Origin of the sequence: Bacillus sp. FSL K6-3176 (assembly GCF_038003325.1) — a bacterium.
GTDB classification, from domain to species: Bacteria; Bacillota; Bacilli; order Bacillales; family Bacillaceae; genus Bacillus; species Bacillus altitudinis.
Genome location: NZ_JBBOOX010000001.1, coordinates 1,896,789 through 1,915,455, shown reverse-complemented (window position 1 = coordinate 1,915,455; position 18,667 = coordinate 1,896,789). Strand labels below are relative to the sequence as shown.

The window sequence follows — 18,667 nt, the reverse complement described above, 5'->3', positions numbered from 1 at the left end:
GCCTTTCTTTTTTTCTATCTTCGTTTCACTTAGCTGAGTCTGATGATGGTAAGTGATGCACCGGTTGCACCACCACCTATTAGAATGGCTGTTACAACCGCTCCGAAAAATTGTAATGAAATTGTATTTCCTGCTGTTAAATTGACAATAACTGTATTGCTCATAAAAGTTGTGGATACGGCAGAGGACTGAATTGAACCTGGAATAGCAGTTGATCCATTCAACCATAGCCTTGTGCTCACTAAAAGTGCAGTAGTGGTATTTACTTGATATGTGATATAGTATTTACCTGTTTGCTGGACTGTGAATGTATCATTTGAACCATTCGGCGTAAATCCATTAATATTTTGATTACTTGGTAAAGCAATGTTCGTACCACCAGCAATAGTAATGATTGTAGGACCTGTTGTATTTCCAGCATAAAGTGCCGTATCAGTTGGACCGCTAGCTCCAGTGGCACCAGTGATTCCGGTAGCTCCAGTTGGACCGGTGCCTCCAGTGGCACCAGTGATTCCGGTAGCTCCAGTTGGACCGGTGCCTCCAGTGGCACCAGTGATTCCGGTAGCTCCAGTTGGACCGGTGCCTCCAGTGGCACCTGTGATTCCGGTAGCTCCAGTTGGACCGGTGCCTCCAGTGGCACCTGTGATTCCGGTAGCTCCAGTTGGACCGGTGCCTCCAGTGGCACCAGTGATTCCGGTAGCTCCAGTTGGACCGGTGCCTCCAGTGGCACCAGTGATTCCGGTAGCTCCAGTTGGACCGGTGCCTCCAGTGGCACCTGTTGGACCAGTAGGCCCGGTAGGCCCGGTATCACCAGTTACACCAGTGGCACCAGTAGGTCCGGTAGGACCCGTATCACCAGTTACACCAGTGGCACCTGTAGGTCCGGTAGGACCCGTATCACCAGTAGGCCCAGTATCTCCAGTTACACCAGTGGCACCAGTAGGTCCGGTATCACCAGTTACACCAGTCGCACCGGTAGGCCCGGTATCACCAGTTACACCAGTGGCACCAGTAGGCCCGGTATCTCCAGTAGCTCCAGTAACTCCGGTGGCACCAGTAGGACCGGTATCACCAGTAGCTCCAGTAACTCCGGTGGCACCAGTAGGCCCGGTATCTCCAGTAGCACCAGTGGCTCCAGTATCACCGGTTGGACCAGTAGGTCCGGTATTTCCAGTGGATCCAGTAACTCCGGTGGCACCGGTTGGCCCAGTATCACCAGTAACTCCAGTCGCACCAGTAGGCCCGGTATCACCAGTTACACCAGTCGCACCGGTAGGTCCGGTATTACCAGTTGCACCCGTATCACCTGTTGGACCAGTAGGTCCGGTATCACCAGTTACACCAGTGGCACCCGTAGGCCCAGTATCACCAGTTACACCAGTGGCTCCGGTAGGCCCAGTAGCTCCAGTATCTCCAGTGGCACCCGTAGGCCCAGTATCACCAGTTACACCAGTGGCTCCGGTAGGCCCAGTAGCTCCAGTAACTCCAGTAGCACCTGTTGGACCAGTAGGTCCGGTATCTCCAGTTACACCAGTGGCACCAGTAGGCCCGGTATCTCCAGTTACACCAGTGGCACCAGTATCACCGGTTGGACCAGTAGGTCCGGTATTTCCAGTGGATCCAGTAACTCCGGTGGCACCGGTTGGCCCAGTATCACCAGTAACTCCAGTCGCACCAGTAGGCCCGGTATCACCAGTTACACCAGTCGCACCGGTAGGTCCGGTATTACCAGTTGCACCAGTCGCACCGGTTGGACCAGTAGGTCCGGTATCACCAGTTACACCAGTGGCTCCGGTAGGCCCAGTATCTCCAGTATCTCCAGTATCTCCAGTGGCACCCGTAGGCCCAGTATCACCAGTTACACCAGTGGCTCCGGTAGGCCCAGTATCACCAGTTACACCAGTGGCTCCGGTAGGCCCAGTAGCTCCAGTAACTCCAGTAGCACCTGTTGGACCAGTAGGTCCGGTATCACCAGTTACACCAGTGGCACCAGTAGGCCCGGTATCTCCAGTTACACCAGTGGCACCGGTAGGTCCGGTATTACCAGTTGCACCCGTATCACCTGTTGGACCAGTAGGTCCGGTATCTCCAGTGGATCCAGTAACTCCGGTGGCACCGGTTGGCCCAGTATCACCAGTTACACCAGTCGCACCAGTGGCTCCGGTAGGCCCAGTATCACCAGTTACACCAGTGGCACCAGTAGGTCCGGTATCACCAGTTACACCAGTGGCTCCGGTAGGGCCAGTAGCTCCAGTAACTCCAGTAGCACCTGTTGGACCAGTAGGTCCGGTATCACCAGTTACACCAGTCGCACCGGTTGGACCAGTATCTCCAGTGGCTCCAGTGGCACCCGTAGGTCCAGTATCACCAGTAACTCCAGTCGCACCAGTAGGCCCGGTATCACCAGTTACACCAGTCGCACCGGTAGGTCCGGTATCTCCAGTATCTCCAGTGGCTCCGGTAGGCCCAGTATCTCCAGTTACTCCAGTGGCTCCCGTAGGGCCAGTAACTCCAGTCGCACCGGTAGGTCCGGTATCACCAGTTACACCAGTGGCACCAGTAGGCCCGGTATCACCAGTTACACCAGTCGCACCGGTTGGACCAGTATCACCAGTTACACCAGTCGCACCAGTTATACCAGTATCTCCAGTAACTCCGGTTGGACCAGTAGGTCCGGTATTTCCAGTATCTCCAGTTACACCAGTTACACCAGTAGGCCCGGTATCACCAGTTACACCAGTGGCACCAGTAGGCCCGGTATCTCCAGTAGCTCCAGTAACTCCGGTGGCACCAGTGGCACCCGTAGGGCCAGTATCACCAGTTACACCAGTGGCACCCGTAGGGCCAGTATCACCAGTTACACCAGTCGCACCAGTTATACCAGTATCTCCAGTAACTCCGGTTGGACCAGTAGGTCCGGTATTTCCAGTATCTCCAGTTACACCAGTTACACCAGTAGGCCCGGTATCACCAGTAGGTCCGGTATCTCCAGTAGCACCAGTAGGCCCAGTATCTCCAGTTACACCAGTTGCACCAGTCGCACCCGTATCACCGGTAGGCCCGGTATCACCAGTGGCTCCAGTAGGTCCGGTATCACCAGTTACACCAGTGGCACCAGTTGCACCCGTATCACCGGTAGGCCCGGTATCACCAGTTACACCAGTAGCACCGGTAGGTCCGGTATCTCCAGTTACACCAGTGGCTCCGGTAGGCCCAGTATCTCCAGTTACTCCAGTGGCTCCGGTAGGTCCAGTATCACCAGTTACACCAGTCGCACCGGTAGGTCCGGTATCTCCAGTTACTCCAGTATCTCCAGTTGATCCTGCTGCAGCCAGTAATGTGTAGTCTGGGGAAGTATCTGGTGTACCTGTCGGTGGTGCAGTATTTACTACATACGTACTGCCATTAAAGGTCACTACTTGCCCTACCGGGTAAGTAGGACTTACTACCGGATCAAACGCTTCAATTCCTGTTAATCCTACACCGGTAGGCCCGGTATCTCCAGTTACTCCAGTGGCTCCCGTAGGGCCAGTAACTCCAGTAGCACCAGTAGGTCCGGTATCACCAGTTACACCAGTGGCACCAGTAGGCCCGTTATCTCCAGTAGCTCCAGTAACTCCGGTGGCACCAGTGGCTCCGGTAGGGCCAGTAGCTCCAGTAACTCCAGTGGCACCCGTAGGGCCAGTATCACCAGTTACACCAGTGGCTCCGGTAGGGCCAGTAGCTCCAGTAACTCCGGTGGCACCAGTGGCACCCGTAGGGCCAGTATCACCAGTTACACCAGTGGCACCCGTAGGGCCAGTATCACCAGTTACACCAGTGGCTCCGGTAGGCCCAGTAGCTCCAGTAACTCCAGTGGCACCCGTAGGGCCAGTATCACCAGTTACACCAGTGGCTCCGGTAGGGCCAGTAGCTCCAGTAACTCCGGTGGCACCGGTTGGCCCAGTATCACCAGTTACACCAGTTACACCAGTGGCACCAGTAGGCCCGGTATCACCAGTAGGTCCGGTATCTCCAGTGGATCCAGTAACTCCGGTGGCACCGGTTGGACCAGTATCACCAGTTACACCAGTCGCACCAGTAGGCCCGGTATCTCCAGTTACTCCAGTGGCTCCCGTAGGGCCAGTAACTCCAGTAGCACCTGTTGGACCAGTAGGTCCGGTATCACCAGTTACACCAGTCGCACCGGTAGGCCCAGTATCTCCAGTGGATCCATTGGCACCCGTAGGTCCAGTATCACCAGTAACTCCAGTCGCACCAGTAGGCCCGGTATCACCAGTTACACCAGTCGCACCGGTAGGTCCGGTATCTCCAGTAGCTCCAGTAACTCCGGTGGCACCATTGGCACCCGTAGGTCCAGTATCACCAGTTACACCAGTGGCTCCGGTAGGCCCAGTATCTCCAGTAACTCCAGTGGCACCCGTAGGTCCAGTATCACCAGTTACACCAGTGGCTCCGGTAGGCCCAGTATCACCAGTTACACCAGTGGCTCCGGTAGGGCCAGTATCACCAGTAACTCCAGTAGCACCTGTTGGACCAGTAGGTCCGGTATCACCAGTTACACCAGTGGCACCCGTAGGGCCAGTAGCTCCAGTTACACCAGTCGCACCGGTTGGACCAGTATCACCAGTAACTCCAGTCACACCAGTAGGCCCGGTATCACCAGTCGCACCGGTTGGACCAGTATCTCCAGTGGCTCCAGTATCACCGATTGGACCAGTAGCTCCAGTAACTCCGGTAGGCCCAGTAACACCAGTAGAACCTCTTTTTACAATCTTATTATTTGTTTTTTTTCGTCCTTTTGCTTTAGCACAAGTGCTGTGATGTTTAACAATTTTTTTCTTTTTACATTCTCGTTTAAGAAGAGGGCAATCATCAAATGTAGGTCTATCGTGACGAGATTTTCTGTAATGAGGTTGCCAATCATGATTTTTTCCGCAAAAGGGACATTTGTTATCGTACTGGTTATACAAATTCCCCATCTCCTAAAAGTTAATATTTTATTCTATGTGGAAATTTAAAAAGCGGAATTGAGCTTAATGATATTTTTTAGTTCGAAGTTCATCGAATCAAATCATTTAAAAGTTAAATCGTTTTATGTTATGGTGTTGAAAGAATGAAACTAGTATGATTTTTGAAAGAAATGGGGCATCATGTATGAGTCAATCAGTTTTACAACGTGCAGCATATTCCGTGTTAAATTTATCCTCTGTAACAGAAGGTGGCACAATCAAAGAGTCATTTGAACATAGTATGGATTTAGCAAAAAAAGCTGAGAAGTGGGGCTACCATAGATATTGGCTTGCGGAGCATCATAATATGGAAGGGGTTGCGAGTTCAGCAACATCCGTCTTAATTGGATATATTGCCGGAGGGACTGAAAAGATCCGGGTTGGTTCTGGGGGGATTATGCTTCCAAACCATTCTTCACTCGTTATTGCAGAACAATTTGGAACACTGGAGACTTTGTATCCAGGGAGAATTGATTTAGGTCTTGGCAGGGCACCAGGAACAGATCAGTTAACGGCAAGGGCACTTAGACGTAATCTTCATAATGGGGAGGATTTCCCTGAGCAGCTTGAAGAACTTCGGCAATATTTCAAACCGACTGGTCAGGTCAAAAAACATGTAAGAGCCGTTCCGGGAGAAGGATTGGATATACCAATTTGGCTTCTTGGTTCAAGTGGTTTTAGTGCAAGGCTTGCAGGAGAACTGGGACTGCCATTTGCCTTTGCGGCACATTTCTCCCCTAAAAATACCATTCCTGCTTTAGAATTATACAGACAGTCATTTCAACCTTCAGATGTGTTAAAAGAACCTTATGCGATGGTTGGTGTCACGGTTTTTGCTGCTGATCAAACAGAGCGGGCTGAATATTTGGCGACGTCTCATTATCAGCGCTTCTTGAGCCTCATTCGCAATACACCAGGAAAACTCAAAGCCCCTGTTGAAAGTATGGATGGGTTATGGAGTCCATATGAGAAGGCGATGGTGGACGAACAATTAAGTTCGACGATGATCGGGGATAAACAAAAGGTGAAAAAAGAGTTAGAAGCCTTTATTGAGGCGACTCAAGCAGATGAAGTCATGATTAATTCTGATATGTTTGACCATCAAGAAAGAATGCGTTCTTATGAAATCATTGCAGAGATATTTCAAGAGGAACAAGAAAAATAAGAATAAAAAAAGAACTGCCAAGAGCAGTTCTTTTTTATTTATGCTTTAGTAAACACGCGAAATGGTTGTCCAACTGGCAGTACTGTACGACCAAAATGTGTATTCAGCACAACAGCTGCAGAACCATAAAATGAAAGAAGAGAAATAATCAATTCTGCAATACCAGCCATCGTATGAGTCACATCGTACATCACACCAAACGAGCTTAGAGACAGGCCAATGAATAAGAAATCAATAAAGACGAAAATCAAAAACAATACTTTATGTGTTTCCATTGCACCGATCGTCATAAATAAGCTGAAAATCAAATAACCAATAAAAGCAAAACCTAGTTGTTTTGGGTCCGCAGCTCCCGCAAGCGTTTTCCCAAAAACGCCCGCTTGAATGAGCCAAGTGGTTCCAACGCCCATCCAAAAAAGACCGAATGCGCCGAAGGCAGTGGCTCCAAAAATATTATGATGCTTTGAATCTTGTATGGACGCAATCAGCTGCGCGATTCCTCCAAGGAAGATAGCCCAAGGTAAAATAAGGGATGTGCCATCTGTGATTCCTAGTTTTTGTGAAGACGCAACAAGCGTCACCATTGCTAAACCAAACAAACCAAGTGGTGTTGGGTCTGCGATTGATAATCGAATTGCTTGAACATTCTGTTTTTCCATAATGACCTCCTACAATTTGCACTTACAAAAGATACTCGAATTCGATAGAAACGTCAAGCTCTTTTTTAGTAGACACTTGCAACGTCTTCCAAATAAATCTATATTTAATACAATACATCATACATGTGATAGAAAAAGAGGGATGAGAATGAGTAAAGGCTTAGCTGGAAAGACCATTGCCATATGCGGAACAAGAAAAACAGAAGAAATGCGTACACTTGTTGAAAAGCAAGGAGGACAAGCTGTTATTCGTTCTCTTCAGGGCACTGTATTTTTAGCCAAAGAGGAATTGAAGCCAGGCATAGAAACCTTTGTAAAGAAGGGAGCTGACTGGGTCATTTTAACAACGGGTATCGGCACAGACACATTAATTGAAAGTGCACTAGAGCTGCAGCTTGGAGAAGCTTTTATGAACATTTTATCAAGTGCCCATATCGCTTCAAGAGGATACAAAACGTTTGCGGCTCTAAAAAAACACGGCATTCAGCCAGATGTTTCTGATGAAGATGGAACCGTTCGTGACCTCATTTCAAAGTTAGAAGACAAAGAACTTCAAGGTAAACGGGTCATGGTGCAGCTTCACGGCGAAAATGCACCAGCTCTCATTGATTTTTTACATCACAAGGGAGCAGACGTTTTGCAGCTCATGCCATATCAGCACACGCCCCCTGAACCAGAGGCGGCGGACACTTTGCTTCAAGAAATGAAAGAAGGGAAGGTCCATGCCGTTTGTTTTACAACCGCTGTTCAGGTTCATGCCTTTTTCAAACTAGCAGAAGAATGGGGCAAAAAAGAAGAACTGCAACATCTATTCGAGCAGCATGTATTAGCTGTAGCTGTTGGAAAAGTCACAGCTGAAGCATTAAAAGAAGAGGGGATAAGCCGAATTCTAGCCCCTTCACTTGAAAGAATGGGTGCAATGATTATGGAATTATCTCAATATATGAAAAAACAATCGACGCACGCATAGAAAAAACGCCTTTCACATGACGAGTGAAAGGCGTTTTCGTTAGATTGTCCGTTTTCGATTTGTGCGAATTTTTTTCAAAACGAAATACAGTACGATGAGAACGATGGCAATGACCATAATTGGTGTTGTATACGTGTGAGCGACACTTTGAATGTGGTCCCATTTTGTCCCAAGCTGCATTCCAAGATAAATAAATAGGATGGACCAAGGGATGGCGGCTAATCCGGTCAAAAGAACAAATTTCAGAAATGGCATCTTTGCAATACCAGCTGGAATTGAGATCGCGTGGCGCACGACTGGGATAAAACGAGCTGTAAATACGACACCCGTTCCATATCGGTCAAACCAGCGTTCTGCCGTGGCAATATGATGCTCATGGATGAATAAATACTTCCCATACTTTGTTAAAAAAGGTCTTCCGCCGTAAAGGCCGATCCAGTAAATAAAGCACTGGGCAAGTGTTCCTCCAATCACCCCAGCGATGACGGCTCCAACAAATCCAATGCTTCCTGTTGACACCATATATCCGCCGTAGGCAAGTACAATTTCACTCGGGATAATTTCAATCATCAGTCCAAGTGCAACACCTGCGTAACCAAGGCTTGTCAGCCAGGTTAAAATTTCATTAAACAAGGTTCCCATTCATTTCACTCTGCCTTTAAATACGAATTTTCTTCAAGCATCCTTATAAGAGCCTATGCTTGTTTTGCTTCTCTCATGAGTATGCTTTGCATATATGCTAGCATGGCTGTCCGCATATCATGACGCATCAATCCAATTTCAGCCGCTGCCTTAAATGAGCCCAGCTTATCACCAACGTCAAATCTCATCCCATCTAATTGTTTTGCATAAATGGGTGATTCATGTGCAATGATTTTCAGCGCATCTGTCAGTTGGATTTCGTTCCCGGCACCTCTCTCAATTCCTTGTAGAATAGGAAAAATCGATGGTGTTAACAGATACCTGCCCATCACGGCTAAATCGGAAGGAGCTTCATGAATAGCTGGCTTTTCCACTAAGTCTGTGACTTCAAACACTTGACCGTCTACTCTAGCTGGTCTTATCATACCATACTTACTGACATCTAGACGATCCACTTGCTGGACGCCAATGACCTCTCTTTGTTTGTCTTCAAAGACTTCCATGAGCTGAGAGAGTGCAGGTCTTTCTGACACCATGACATCATCACCTAAAAGGACCGCAAAAGGATCATTGCCAGTAAAATGACGTGCACATAATACCGCATGTCCAAGACCTAACGGCTCCTTTTGACGAATATAATGAATATTGGCCATATCCGCAATATGTTTGATTTCAGCTAACTGTTCATTTTTCCCTTTTTCAAGCAACGTGTGTTCTAGCTCAATCGAACGGTCAAAGTGATCTTCGATCGATTTTTTATTTCTTCCTGTGATAATTAGTATATCTTCAATGCCTGATTGAACAGCCTCCTCAACTATGTATTGAATGGCGGGTTTGTCGATAATCGGCAGCATTTCCTTTGGCTGTGCTTTCGTTGCGGGTAAAAAACGTGTGCCTAATCCGGCTGCTGGTATAACGGCTTTTTTGATATTCATTGAATCATCGCTCCATTTCTGATGGTTTATTTTCTGATGGAAACACCCATAGGCGGCTTCCAATAAAAGTGATCATCATGCCAAGAAGGGTACCAATCGCTTTACTAATGAATAATGAGAAGCCTGCTTGCTGCATGACATATAAGACAACATAGGTGAGGAGACACGCGACGCCGTTGACTGTGGCCCACTTGATCCATTCCCACCTATCCGCTTTCTTTTTTACTTGGAACGTCCATTTTCGATTCCAAACATAACTGTTCAGCATTCCTGCTGTATAGGACAGGCACTGTGCAAGAAAAGAGGGAACAAAGCAAGCAGTGAAAAAAAAGAAGAACAGAAAGTCAATCATCGTATTGCTAGCGCCTACAGTTAAAAATGCGGCATAGGTCCGAATATTTTTCTTTGTCATGCGAAGGATCATCACCTCCTAGTGTTTGAGTGGGTGTATGAATACTGTACAAAAGCGAGTTGACGAATCAGTGAAGAAAAGATGAAAAAAACATGAACAAGCGATATCTGTTTTTTCACCAGCTCGTGATATAATTTGTAAGATGAAACGAACGGTGGTGCACATGCATGTATTTAACAATTGGAGAAACAGCTGAATACTTAGAAGTATCAGAAGCATATGTTGAAAAATTAATCCAGCAAAAAAAGATTCGTTACGTATTTGACGGGGAATCGTATCTCATTTATCAAGGGCAGTTTCAAACCCATATGAAACAGCTAGAACAATATAAAGAGCTCATTCAAGACATCTTAAATGAACCAATCCCTGAGGACCCGGACGTAAAAGATGAAGATTAAAAAAGACTGTACGAGAAGGGAGAACCTTTTCATACAGTCTTTTTTATTGGCTGACACCCGTTTGGACAATGTTCATATGACAATTCACTTGGACATCTGTATCAGGGTAGATTTTTTGCCATTTCTCCGGTGTCATGGCTTTATCTTTAGAACGATATCTCAAACCAAGTCCAAGCGGATCAATTTTTTGCTTTTTAAAGGATTGAACAAGGTCTTTTCCTTGCTGGGCCACACGCTTCTCCACTTCTTTTTCAACATGCTGCAAGATAGAAGGCGTATCGATTTTTTTTGATTTCATAAATTCTTTCAACTCACCTTTCAGCTTGATATCAATGGTGATATGAGGCTTTTTTGAAAGGTTTTCAGTTGGTTTAATGTGATAAGACACATGTGATTTGATATTTTCAATGACAACATGGGTTTTCTTTGTGTCATTAAATCGAAACTCATAAATCCCATTTTTATGATTTTCAATCATCGCTTTAAACGTAAATGTATCTTCCCCTGGAATATGCCCAACCATTTTTTCTTGATCAAAAAGAGCGACACCCGACACTTTAATAGAGTTGCTTGTATTTTTAATGTAAGGGAGGTAGGCATCAACGCCTTTTGCCATCATCTGATTCATAAAAATATGCTGATTGGTCACAGGTTGATTGCCGTTTCGCATGTTTTGAGCCAGTAAATCTGAAAGATATACACCGATATTTAAGTTGGTTTGATTCATCTTTGTATACAACAAATCTTCAACTTCTCCGCCTACTATGGCAAATACTTGACGGGACCCAATGATCGGATCACGATAAATGTAATTCATCAAATCAATCATACCCACTTCTTTCGCCAGCTTTTCACTTATTAAAATCACGAGTACTTGTCCCATGACAACGGGGAAAGGCGATTTTTCCGACACAAGAAACTGAATATTACTAATGGTATTTGACTTAGCACTTACAATTTGGTAACTGCCTTGTTCTTCGCTTTTAAAAACAGGGAAAACAAAGAAGCCCTTCATTTCTCCATCATCCAATAAGTCAAATCCCGCTGCCTGCGAGATACTTAATTCATCTAAGAGACGAGGCTGTGCACAGCTCGTTAAGAAAAGGCTCAATAACATGAGACACACGAGAATATAATGTTTCATGCGCGTTTTTTCACCCACCTTTTTTTCACCAGCAGCCCAATGATCATACATCCAGTCAATCCATATATGAGGATATATCCGCTATATTCCACCCATTTATTAAACGTCTCAAAAGAGGTGGCCTCGATCAAAAATGAAAACATGACGAGAATGAGAAGGCTGAGAACAATTAACGTCATGCGTTGGCTCGTGTGAAACACTTGTTTTGCCATTCTACTGGCTGCCCATAATGGAATGGCGATATTTGGAACGATAAGCAAAAGCCATAGGGACACTTCAATAAATTCAAAGCGCTGGATAAACGGAAGTTTGACAATGCTGGTTAATGTCAATGTTGGCCATTTCGTTAGTTCGAGCTGAGCACTTGAGTAGTACGCTATAGAGACGAGAAATACAAGCAAATTCAGGCATGTAGTCAGCAACACTCCCATATGTGCAAATTTTTGCGACGTTTGTGCTTTTTTAATAAAGGGATAATAGACAAGCAATGTTCCAAAACCAAACATGGATAAAGAGGCATCTTTGACCCCCATCATGAGTTGTGAAAATGAATGATCAAACATGGGGAACATAAAGCGGATGTGACTATATTTCATGACATAAAAGCAGATAAAGGTCATCCAGTACGTTAGGACAATGCTAAAGAATGCCCAGCCAGCGATTGTTCTAAATCCGCCTGTGTGAATGTAATAGACGAGGATGAGCAGCACTGATGCAAATAGAAGACCGGGAATTTCTTTAAACAGCCAAACATGGATTACATCCATATAATGAACAAGCACAATCAAAGATAATGAAGAAAAATACAAAATGTAGAGAATGTTGATGAATTGTCCAAGCCATTTACCAAACACAGATTGTGTAATGTCACTAAATTCGTCAGTAGGTGCTTTTTTAAACAAAAAGTAAATGAGGAAGATCATCAAATTGACGCTTGCACCAGCAATTAAAATGGCGATCCACCCATCATTATTAATCGTCCGGACCAGATTCGTCTGGAAATTTAAAATACCAACACCAACTTGATTGGCATTGATCAGAAAAAACACAAAAAAAGGGGATACTTGAAATTTTTCTTTCACAGAAGAAGAGCTCATGCCTTCACTTCCTTATTCATAAAAATCATTTTTCCCCTTACGGCCTTGCTTTGGCTTTTGGCGGTGTATCGTTTCATTTTGCGGGCGTAAATTTTCTGGACGTTTTTTCAAAAAGCGGAGTTGGGGCCGAATCAAACTACCTTTTAAATCGGCCAATCGAAGTGGAAAGATTGGCTCTAAGTAAGGCTGGCCTATAGACGTTAATTTCATTAAATGTGTAAGAAGAAAAGCCCCCATTAGCGAAATCCCTAGCGCTCCCCACACTTGTGCAGCAAAAAGGAATGGGAAACGTAAGAGACGAATGGTTGTCCCCATTTTATATATAGGGGTGACAAAAGAGGCAAGAGCTGATAATGCGACAATAATGAGCAGGATATTACTTGTTAATCCCGCTGCAACCGCAGCCTGTCCGATCACAATACCTCCAACTATCCCGAGCGTCTGTCCGACTTTTGCAGGAAGGCGAGACCCGGCTTCCCTAAGTAGCTCAATCGATATCTCTAAAAATAATGCTTCAATAATAGGCGGAAAGGGCACGAGATAACGTGATGCTACGATCGTTTCTAATAAGTCCTTAGGAATCAGTTCATAGTGAAACGTTAAAACAGCTACATACAAAGGGGTTGCAAAAATAGAAAATATCACTGCAAAAATGCGTAACAGCCGAAAGGAGGATGCTGCGATCCAAGACATGTTATAGTCTTCCATTGTAGAAAAATACTCGAGTAAAATTGTAGGTGCAAGCAGGGTATGAGGCGAACCGTCAACCATAATGGCTATTTTTCCTTCCGTTAAACCTGAGGAAACCCTGTCTGGCCGTTCTGTATTTAAAAACAATGGAAAGATTGTATTGGACACATCATAAAGCATTTGCGCAAGATAATTGGAATCTAGAATTTGGTCATAGTCAACATCTTGAATCCGCTGAAGAACGGTTTCAATGTTCTGCGGGTTGGCGATATTCTCTATGTATACAACGGCTACTTTCGTTTGAGAAAGGGTACCAACTGTGTGTTCAACTACTTTAAGGTCAGGAGTGGGCAGCCTGCGTCTGAGCAAGTTTAAATTTGTATCGAGCACTTCTACAAACGCTTCTTGCGCACTAATGATTCCGAATTCAATCTCAGGCGGGCCCACTTGTCTGCCTTTCTTTTCTTCAATCGGCAAGAGAAGCGTATTGCCCCAATCTGTCTCAATTCGAACAGCAATACTGCCTCGATGAAGAGCTTCTTCCACTTTTTGAAGGTCCTTCGTAATCACAGCTTGTTCAATTGGGATGTGTTCTTTCAGCTCTTCAAGGGTGGGTGTTAGATGCAATTGTTGAATAAAAGGCAAGATTTGTTCATGAAGGAGATTGCCATTAATTAAAGATCGAAAAAAAGAAATTCTGTAAAGAAAACCTCCGGAACTGGATAATTCATTGATAAAATCAGAAGAGCGCGATAATGCTTCAAATACTGAATTCGGGTCTTTCTGTTTTGATTTGTTTTTCTTCAGCACTTGAACCATCTCCTTCCGCGATTTGCCTCTATTATCCAACCGATCATCTGAAGATATGCATAAAAAAAGCGTTCAGCTTCATGAACTGGACGCTTTTTTTCCATATTGAACGGCTTCTAATAAAAAGTCAGCCAGATGAATCGCTCTCATGCTAGGCATATGTCCTGCCTTTTTGATGCCAGCTGCCATTTGTAATTGACAACCTGGATTCGACGTCACAATGGCAGCTGCAGCTGTGTTGCTCGCTTCAGTCATTTTATGATCTAAAATTTGCATCGACATGTCTGGCTGCAAGATATTGTAGATTCCTGCAGATCCGCAGCAGCGGCCAGCATCTTTCATTTCTTTAAACGTTACTCCTTGAATGGCGTTCATAAGCACCCTCGGCGCCTGTAGTACATTCATTCCATTTCGTAAATGACAGGAGTCTTGATAGGTGATCACTTGCGCTGGCAGAGCCAGTGGCACGTGGCGGTGAAATTCCAGCTCTACAAGGATGCTTGAAATATCGGTTATTTTCTGTGAGAAGGCTTTACTTCGTTTTTGAAAATCTGGGTCATCCTGAAGCAAATGACCGTAATCACTTAAAAAGGCGCCGCAGCCGCCCGCATTCATGACAATCGCATCGGCATCTGTTTTCTCGAATGCTTCAATATTCAGCTTGGCTAACTGTTTTGCTTGGTCTTTTTCTCCGCTATGACCATGTAGCGCGCCGCAGCACGTTTGTATAGGAGGAACGATCACATCGCAGCCTGCCAGCTGCAAGAGATGAATGGTCGCTTTGTTTGTGTTTGAGAAAACTGTATCCATTAAACAGCCAGTAAAAAACGCCACCCGTTTTTTTGCCTGACCAATGGCTTTATATTCATTCAAACGTTTTTTCTTTTGAGGCGGCACCTTTGGAAGTGCCTGTTCCATCAACTGTAAATGGGAGGGAAGCACCTTCAGTATGCGAGTCTTCCTGGCGGCTGTTTGCAGACCAGATGTTTGATAAAATCGAAGAAAACTAGCAGCTTGTCGCATACGACTTTGTGATGGAAAGAGACCTTTAAACACAACACGTCTCATCAATTTGACGGGAAACGATTGTTTTTTATGTTGTTGAATAATATCTCTTGCATCTTCTAGCAGCTGTCCATACTTGACGCCAGAAGGGCAGACTGGTTCACATGCACGGCAGCCAAGACAAAGATTAAGGGAATGTTCAACATCTTCATCTGGCTCAATGACACCATCTCTTACAGCTTTCATTAACGCAATTCGGCCCCGAGGGGAGTGCGTTTCTTGTTGTCCAGATTCAATATAGGTAGGGCAGGAAGGGAGGCAGAATCCGCAGCGCATGCAATTAAGCAGCTCCTTTTCATCCATTTGCTCCTGAAACTGCTGCTGGATCTCTTTTTGCTTAGAAGAAGAACTCATGAGACCACCACTCGCTTTCTTGAGGCTTTTCCAAACACTTTATCTGGGTTCATGATATGTGCAGGGTCAAGTGCCTGTTTAATCGCCTTCATGGCAGCGATTCCTTCTTTTTTGACCTTCAGCTCCAAATAGGGCGCTTTCATGAGGCCCACGCCATGTTCGCCTGTAATCGTGCCGCCAAGGGCAACGGCTTTTTCAAAAATGGCCTGAAAAGCAGCTTCTACCCGTTTCATTTCTTCTTCATTTCTTGCATCTGTCGCACAAGTGGGGTGTAAGTTGCCATCACCGGCATGACCAAACGTACAAATGTTCACCTCGTACTTTCGTGCAATGTCTTCGATTGCACGAACCATATTGGCAATTTCAGACCGGGGAACGGTAGCATCTTCTAAAATCGTTGTAGGACTTAATCGAGCGAGGGCAGATAAAGCAGAGCGTCTCGCTGTTAAGAGCGCACTTGCCTCTTCTTCTGAATGTGCAATCTTGACGCTTGTAGCCCCGTGTTGCTCACAGACTTCTGCGATTTTTTGGATATCACGAGAAACAGCTTCAGGGTTGCCGTCCTGTTCAATTAATAACACAGCTTGAACGTCGGTGGGCAGGCCGATGTTTGCAAAATCTTCAACGACTTCAAGGGTCGGCTGATCCATAAATTCTAATGTAGCAGGAATGATACGCTCAGCAATGATAGCCGATACAGAAGTCGCAGCTTCTTCCAGGCTTTCGTATAAACAAAGCATTGTTTGTTTCGTTTCTGGAAGCGGCAGGAGCTTTAGCACCGCTTCTGTGACAATCCCGAGTGTTCCTTCTGAACCAACGAACAATCGAGTCATATCATATCCAGCGACATCTTTTGCAAGCTTTCCGCCTGTTTTGATGATGTCACCATTTGGCAAAACCACTTCAAGCCCAAGGACATAATCCCTTGTCACTCCATACTTTAACCCCCGCAGCCCCCCTGAATTTTCGTTAATATTGCCGCCTAATGTGGAGATTTTCATAGAGCTTGGATCAGGCGGGTAGAAGAGACCTTTTTCCTCTACTTGATGAATCAATTCCTGCGTAATTAAGCCAGGCTGCACCGTTGCGGTTAAATTTTCTTCGTCTATTTCTAATAATTGATTCATTCTAGTAAAGAGAATCACCAATCCGCCCTGAGTAGGGCATGTTCCTGCGCAAAGATTCGTCCCTGAGCCTCTTGGGACGATCGGTACCTTGTATGAGGCGCACAGTTTCACAATTTGCTGCACTTCTTCAGCCGTGTGAGGCCGCACGATCGCATCTGGCATCTGTTGAAAATTTGGTGTCGCATCATAAGAGTAGGCAAGACGATCCGCCTTGCTGTCTTGGACATTGGGCGCACCGACAATCTCTTTTAATTGATTTGAAAATTCTGAATCTAGCATATACAATCACTCCCGCTCATTTAACGTCTCGTTTCTACCAGTATAAAAAAAGAACCGTCACATGACTATAGACGATTCTACAAAATATCAGGCTGTTTTATCGTATTTTTTGTATCATGATCTAAAAGCAGCAAGGCCAAATAAAAAAGCATCGCATCTTGCATACGCTTTGGATCAAGTGTCGTTAAATCCTGAATCCGTTTTAATCTGTAATGAAGTGTATTAATATGGACATGCATGGCTTCTGCTGTATGTTTCAATGAGTAATCCGAAGCGATGAGTTTCCGCAATGTTTTCACTAGTTCGGGATAGGGGAAAAGGGACGCAATCGTTCGATCAAGAAACGCATCTTTTGTTTCCTGACTGATTTCCTCCATAAAAAGTTCAAGCGTCAAATCTTCATCAAACACAATGGGTGTTTCAGCATGCGCCAATTTTAAAGCGCGAAACGCTTGATGAAAGGACTGCTTCATGACATGAGAAGCTGCTGGTTTTCCTGCCCCCATTAAAATCCTCGATGGTGACAGCGCTGTGAGCGCAGCATGAATATGGAACAAGCGCTTGTGCCATGTTTCTCGACCATCTGGTTTGGCTTGTAGCATGAGCAAAAAACGTGCATGCCCCCAGCGCACAATGATCTCCTGATTGGTGAGTTGCAATTTGTCCTTCATCAGTTTATATTGATCCTGCTTCATAAACGATTCTTCTTGACAATCAATGAGAATAGCGACACGCTGCTTGTTGACATCAAGGCCAAGCCGCTGCGCTTTCTCGGTCATACCTGCCGCTGTCTCTGGCAGATGAAGCCAGTCGAACACAAAGGCTTCAAGCTGCCGTTCATCTGTTTCCGTTTCTTGAAAAAATTCATGTTCTTGAATGAGCAGCTCCGTCATTTTACGTAAAATGTCGCCAAAAGGGGAGACATGCCTAGGATCACCTGTCATTCCAATGACCCCAATGACTTCTTGTTTAAAATAAATAGGCAGATTGATACCGGCTTTGACGCCTTTCATCTGCAGCACATCATCCTTTGTGAGAATTCGTTTCTGCCCTTCTAAGGATGTGACATATGCTCCTTCATGAAATTGACCAATGCGTGCTGGATCTGTTGCAGCAATAATGGTACCGTTTGTTTGTGTGATGATGATTTCTTCCGTCAGTACCTTTTTGACCTCATCTACGATTTTTTCTGCCAGTGTCATTGTGAGCAAAACGGTCCCCTCCGAGATGTTTCTTTTTCCACTATCATACCATCATATGCTCAGGCATATCTTTCTTTTCATGTGTTATGCTAAAATAAAAAACGCATATGAAGTAGATGAAAGGAGATACAGTCATGTCACTGCAAAATCGCTTACAAGATTTATTGAAAGAAGGGCAGGCGCTCACCGACTTTGAATATAACAAAGCCGCAAGTCAAAATTGGCCGTTAGAAGGGGCAAAAATGACAGAAGAAGCACGCTTTGCTGATGTTTATATAGAACGTGTAGACAAGGAATCGGAGGAAATGATTCAAACAGAAAATGCTTCCTTTTTAAATACACCTCTTACATACGTAAAAAAACAACAAAAAGAATTCATTTATATCGAGTCGAAGTGGTTTGATGTGGTGAGAGCCGACGGACTTGCCATAGAATGGGATGAAGTATTTCAGACGTATACCGTGTTATTCGGATTGAAGCGTCCTAAAAAAGATACTGGATTACTAAAAGAGATGCTCTCAACATTAAATGGTGCTCAGCTTCAATTTAATGGACAAGACGGGTTATTTGATATCAACATTCCGCTTCTTGAACTAGAAGACATCAAAGAAGATACGCCTTTAATTGGTGTGATCTCAGCAGTGTACCGCTATTTATTCAACTTGCTCATGCAGCTTGAAAATGAATGAATCAAAAAACGGCTCAA

The 18,667-nt window shown here is 45.1% G+C and carries 15 protein-coding genes; 4 read left to right on the top strand and 11 right to left on the bottom strand.

What is annotated here, in order from left to right; genetic code table 11:
- Window positions 1–29: 29 nt before the first annotated feature.
- On the bottom strand, window positions 30–4,973 hold the full coding sequence (locus MHB38_RS09830) for a beta strand repeat-containing protein (protein WP_445661576.1): 4,944 nt from the start codon (window positions 4,971–4,973) through the stop codon (window positions 30–32).
- Window positions 4,974–5,157: 184 nt separating this feature from the next.
- Here MHB38_RS09830 and MHB38_RS09825 point away from each other — a divergent pair, with 184 nt between their 5' ends.
- Window positions 5,158–6,177 carry an LLM class flavin-dependent oxidoreductase gene (locus MHB38_RS09825; protein WP_008346608.1) on the top strand — a complete coding sequence of 340 codons (1,020 nt, stop codon included), beginning with the start codon at window positions 5,158–5,160 and terminating at the stop codon, window positions 6,175–6,177.
- Window positions 6,178–6,215: 38 nt separating this feature from the next.
- Here MHB38_RS09825 and MHB38_RS09820 read toward each other — a convergent pair whose 3' ends face one another.
- Window positions 6,216–6,836: an acetate uptake transporter gene (locus MHB38_RS09820; RefSeq protein ID WP_007499188.1), complete on the bottom strand. Its 621-nt coding sequence runs from the start codon at window positions 6,834–6,836 to the stop codon at window positions 6,216–6,218.
- Window positions 6,837–6,984: 148 nt separating this feature from the next.
- Here MHB38_RS09820 and MHB38_RS09815 point away from each other — a divergent pair, with 148 nt between their 5' ends.
- Entirely contained in the window at window positions 6,985–7,806 is an 822-nt protein-coding gene (locus tag MHB38_RS09815) for a uroporphyrinogen-III synthase (protein WP_255835897.1), read from the top strand.
- A gap of 39 nt (window positions 7,807–7,845) precedes the next feature.
- Here the strand turns inward: MHB38_RS09815 and MHB38_RS09810 are convergent, their stop codons facing one another.
- Genes MHB38_RS09810 through MHB38_RS09800 form a run of 3 tightly spaced genes read right to left on the bottom strand, consistent with a single transcriptional unit; the run spans window position 7,846 to window position 9,795 of the window.
- Complete coding sequence (locus tag MHB38_RS09810) at window positions 7,846–8,448, bottom strand: DedA family protein (protein ID WP_007499192.1); 603 nt, start codon at window positions 8,446–8,448, stop codon at window positions 7,846–7,848.
- Window positions 8,449–8,501: 53 nt separating this feature from the next.
- Entirely contained in the window at window positions 8,502–9,383 is an 882-nt protein-coding gene (gene galU, locus MHB38_RS09805) for a UTP--glucose-1-phosphate uridylyltransferase GalU (RefSeq protein ID WP_017359504.1), read from the bottom strand.
- 4 nt (window positions 9,384–9,387) lie between these two features.
- A complete protein-coding gene (locus MHB38_RS09800; RefSeq protein ID WP_445661575.1) occupies window positions 9,388–9,795 on the bottom strand; it encodes a GtrA family protein in 408 nt (135 codons plus the stop codon).
- 167 nt (window positions 9,796–9,962) lie between these two features.
- Between MHB38_RS09800 and MHB38_RS09795 the strand changes: the two genes are divergently transcribed.
- Window positions 9,963–10,193, top strand: a complete 231-nt coding sequence (locus MHB38_RS09795; protein WP_008346618.1) for an excisionase family DNA-binding protein — start codon at window positions 9,963–9,965, stop codon at window positions 10,191–10,193.
- 43 nt (window positions 10,194–10,236) lie between these two features.
- On the opposite strand, the gene MHB38_RS09790 is transcribed toward MHB38_RS09795, so the two are convergent.
- From MHB38_RS09790 to MHB38_RS09765, 6 genes are all read right to left on the bottom strand, one after another.
- Window positions 10,237–11,337, bottom strand: coding sequence for a Ger(x)C family spore germination protein (locus MHB38_RS09790; protein WP_224563578.1), 1,101 nt, complete (start codon window positions 11,335–11,337; stop codon window positions 10,237–10,239).
- Window positions 11,334–12,434 carry a GerAB/ArcD/ProY family transporter gene (locus MHB38_RS09785; RefSeq protein ID WP_202734403.1) on the bottom strand — a complete coding sequence of 367 codons (1,101 nt, stop codon included), beginning with the start codon at window positions 12,432–12,434 and terminating at the stop codon, window positions 11,334–11,336. The genes MHB38_RS09790 and MHB38_RS09785 overlap by 4 nt, the downstream gene beginning before the upstream one ends.
- A 12-nt stretch (window positions 12,435–12,446) precedes the next feature.
- On the bottom strand, window positions 12,447–13,934 hold the full coding sequence (locus tag MHB38_RS09780; RefSeq protein WP_008346623.1) for a spore germination protein: 1,488 nt from the start codon (window positions 13,932–13,934) through the stop codon (window positions 12,447–12,449).
- Window positions 13,935–14,012: 78 nt separating this feature from the next.
- Window positions 14,013–15,353 (bottom strand): (Fe-S)-binding protein, encoded by a 1,341-nt coding sequence (locus tag MHB38_RS09775; protein ID WP_341003229.1) that lies wholly within the window; start codon window positions 15,351–15,353, stop codon window positions 14,013–14,015.
- A complete protein-coding gene (gene glcD, locus MHB38_RS09770; RefSeq protein ID WP_035391821.1) occupies window positions 15,350–16,759 on the bottom strand; it encodes a glycolate oxidase subunit GlcD in 1,410 nt (469 codons plus the stop codon). Before glcD ends, MHB38_RS09775 begins: the two co-directional genes overlap by 4 nt.
- Before the next feature lie 77 nt (window positions 16,760–16,836).
- Entirely contained in the window at window positions 16,837–17,970 is a 1,134-nt protein-coding gene (locus MHB38_RS09765; protein WP_341003226.1) for a CdaR family transcriptional regulator, read from the bottom strand.
- Between the two features lie 125 nt (window positions 17,971–18,095).
- Between MHB38_RS09765 and MHB38_RS09760 the strand changes: the two genes are divergently transcribed.
- Complete coding sequence (locus MHB38_RS09760; RefSeq protein WP_017367394.1) at window positions 18,096–18,650, top strand: hypothetical protein; 555 nt, start codon at window positions 18,096–18,098, stop codon at window positions 18,648–18,650.
- Window positions 18,651–18,667: the final 17 nt, after the last annotated feature.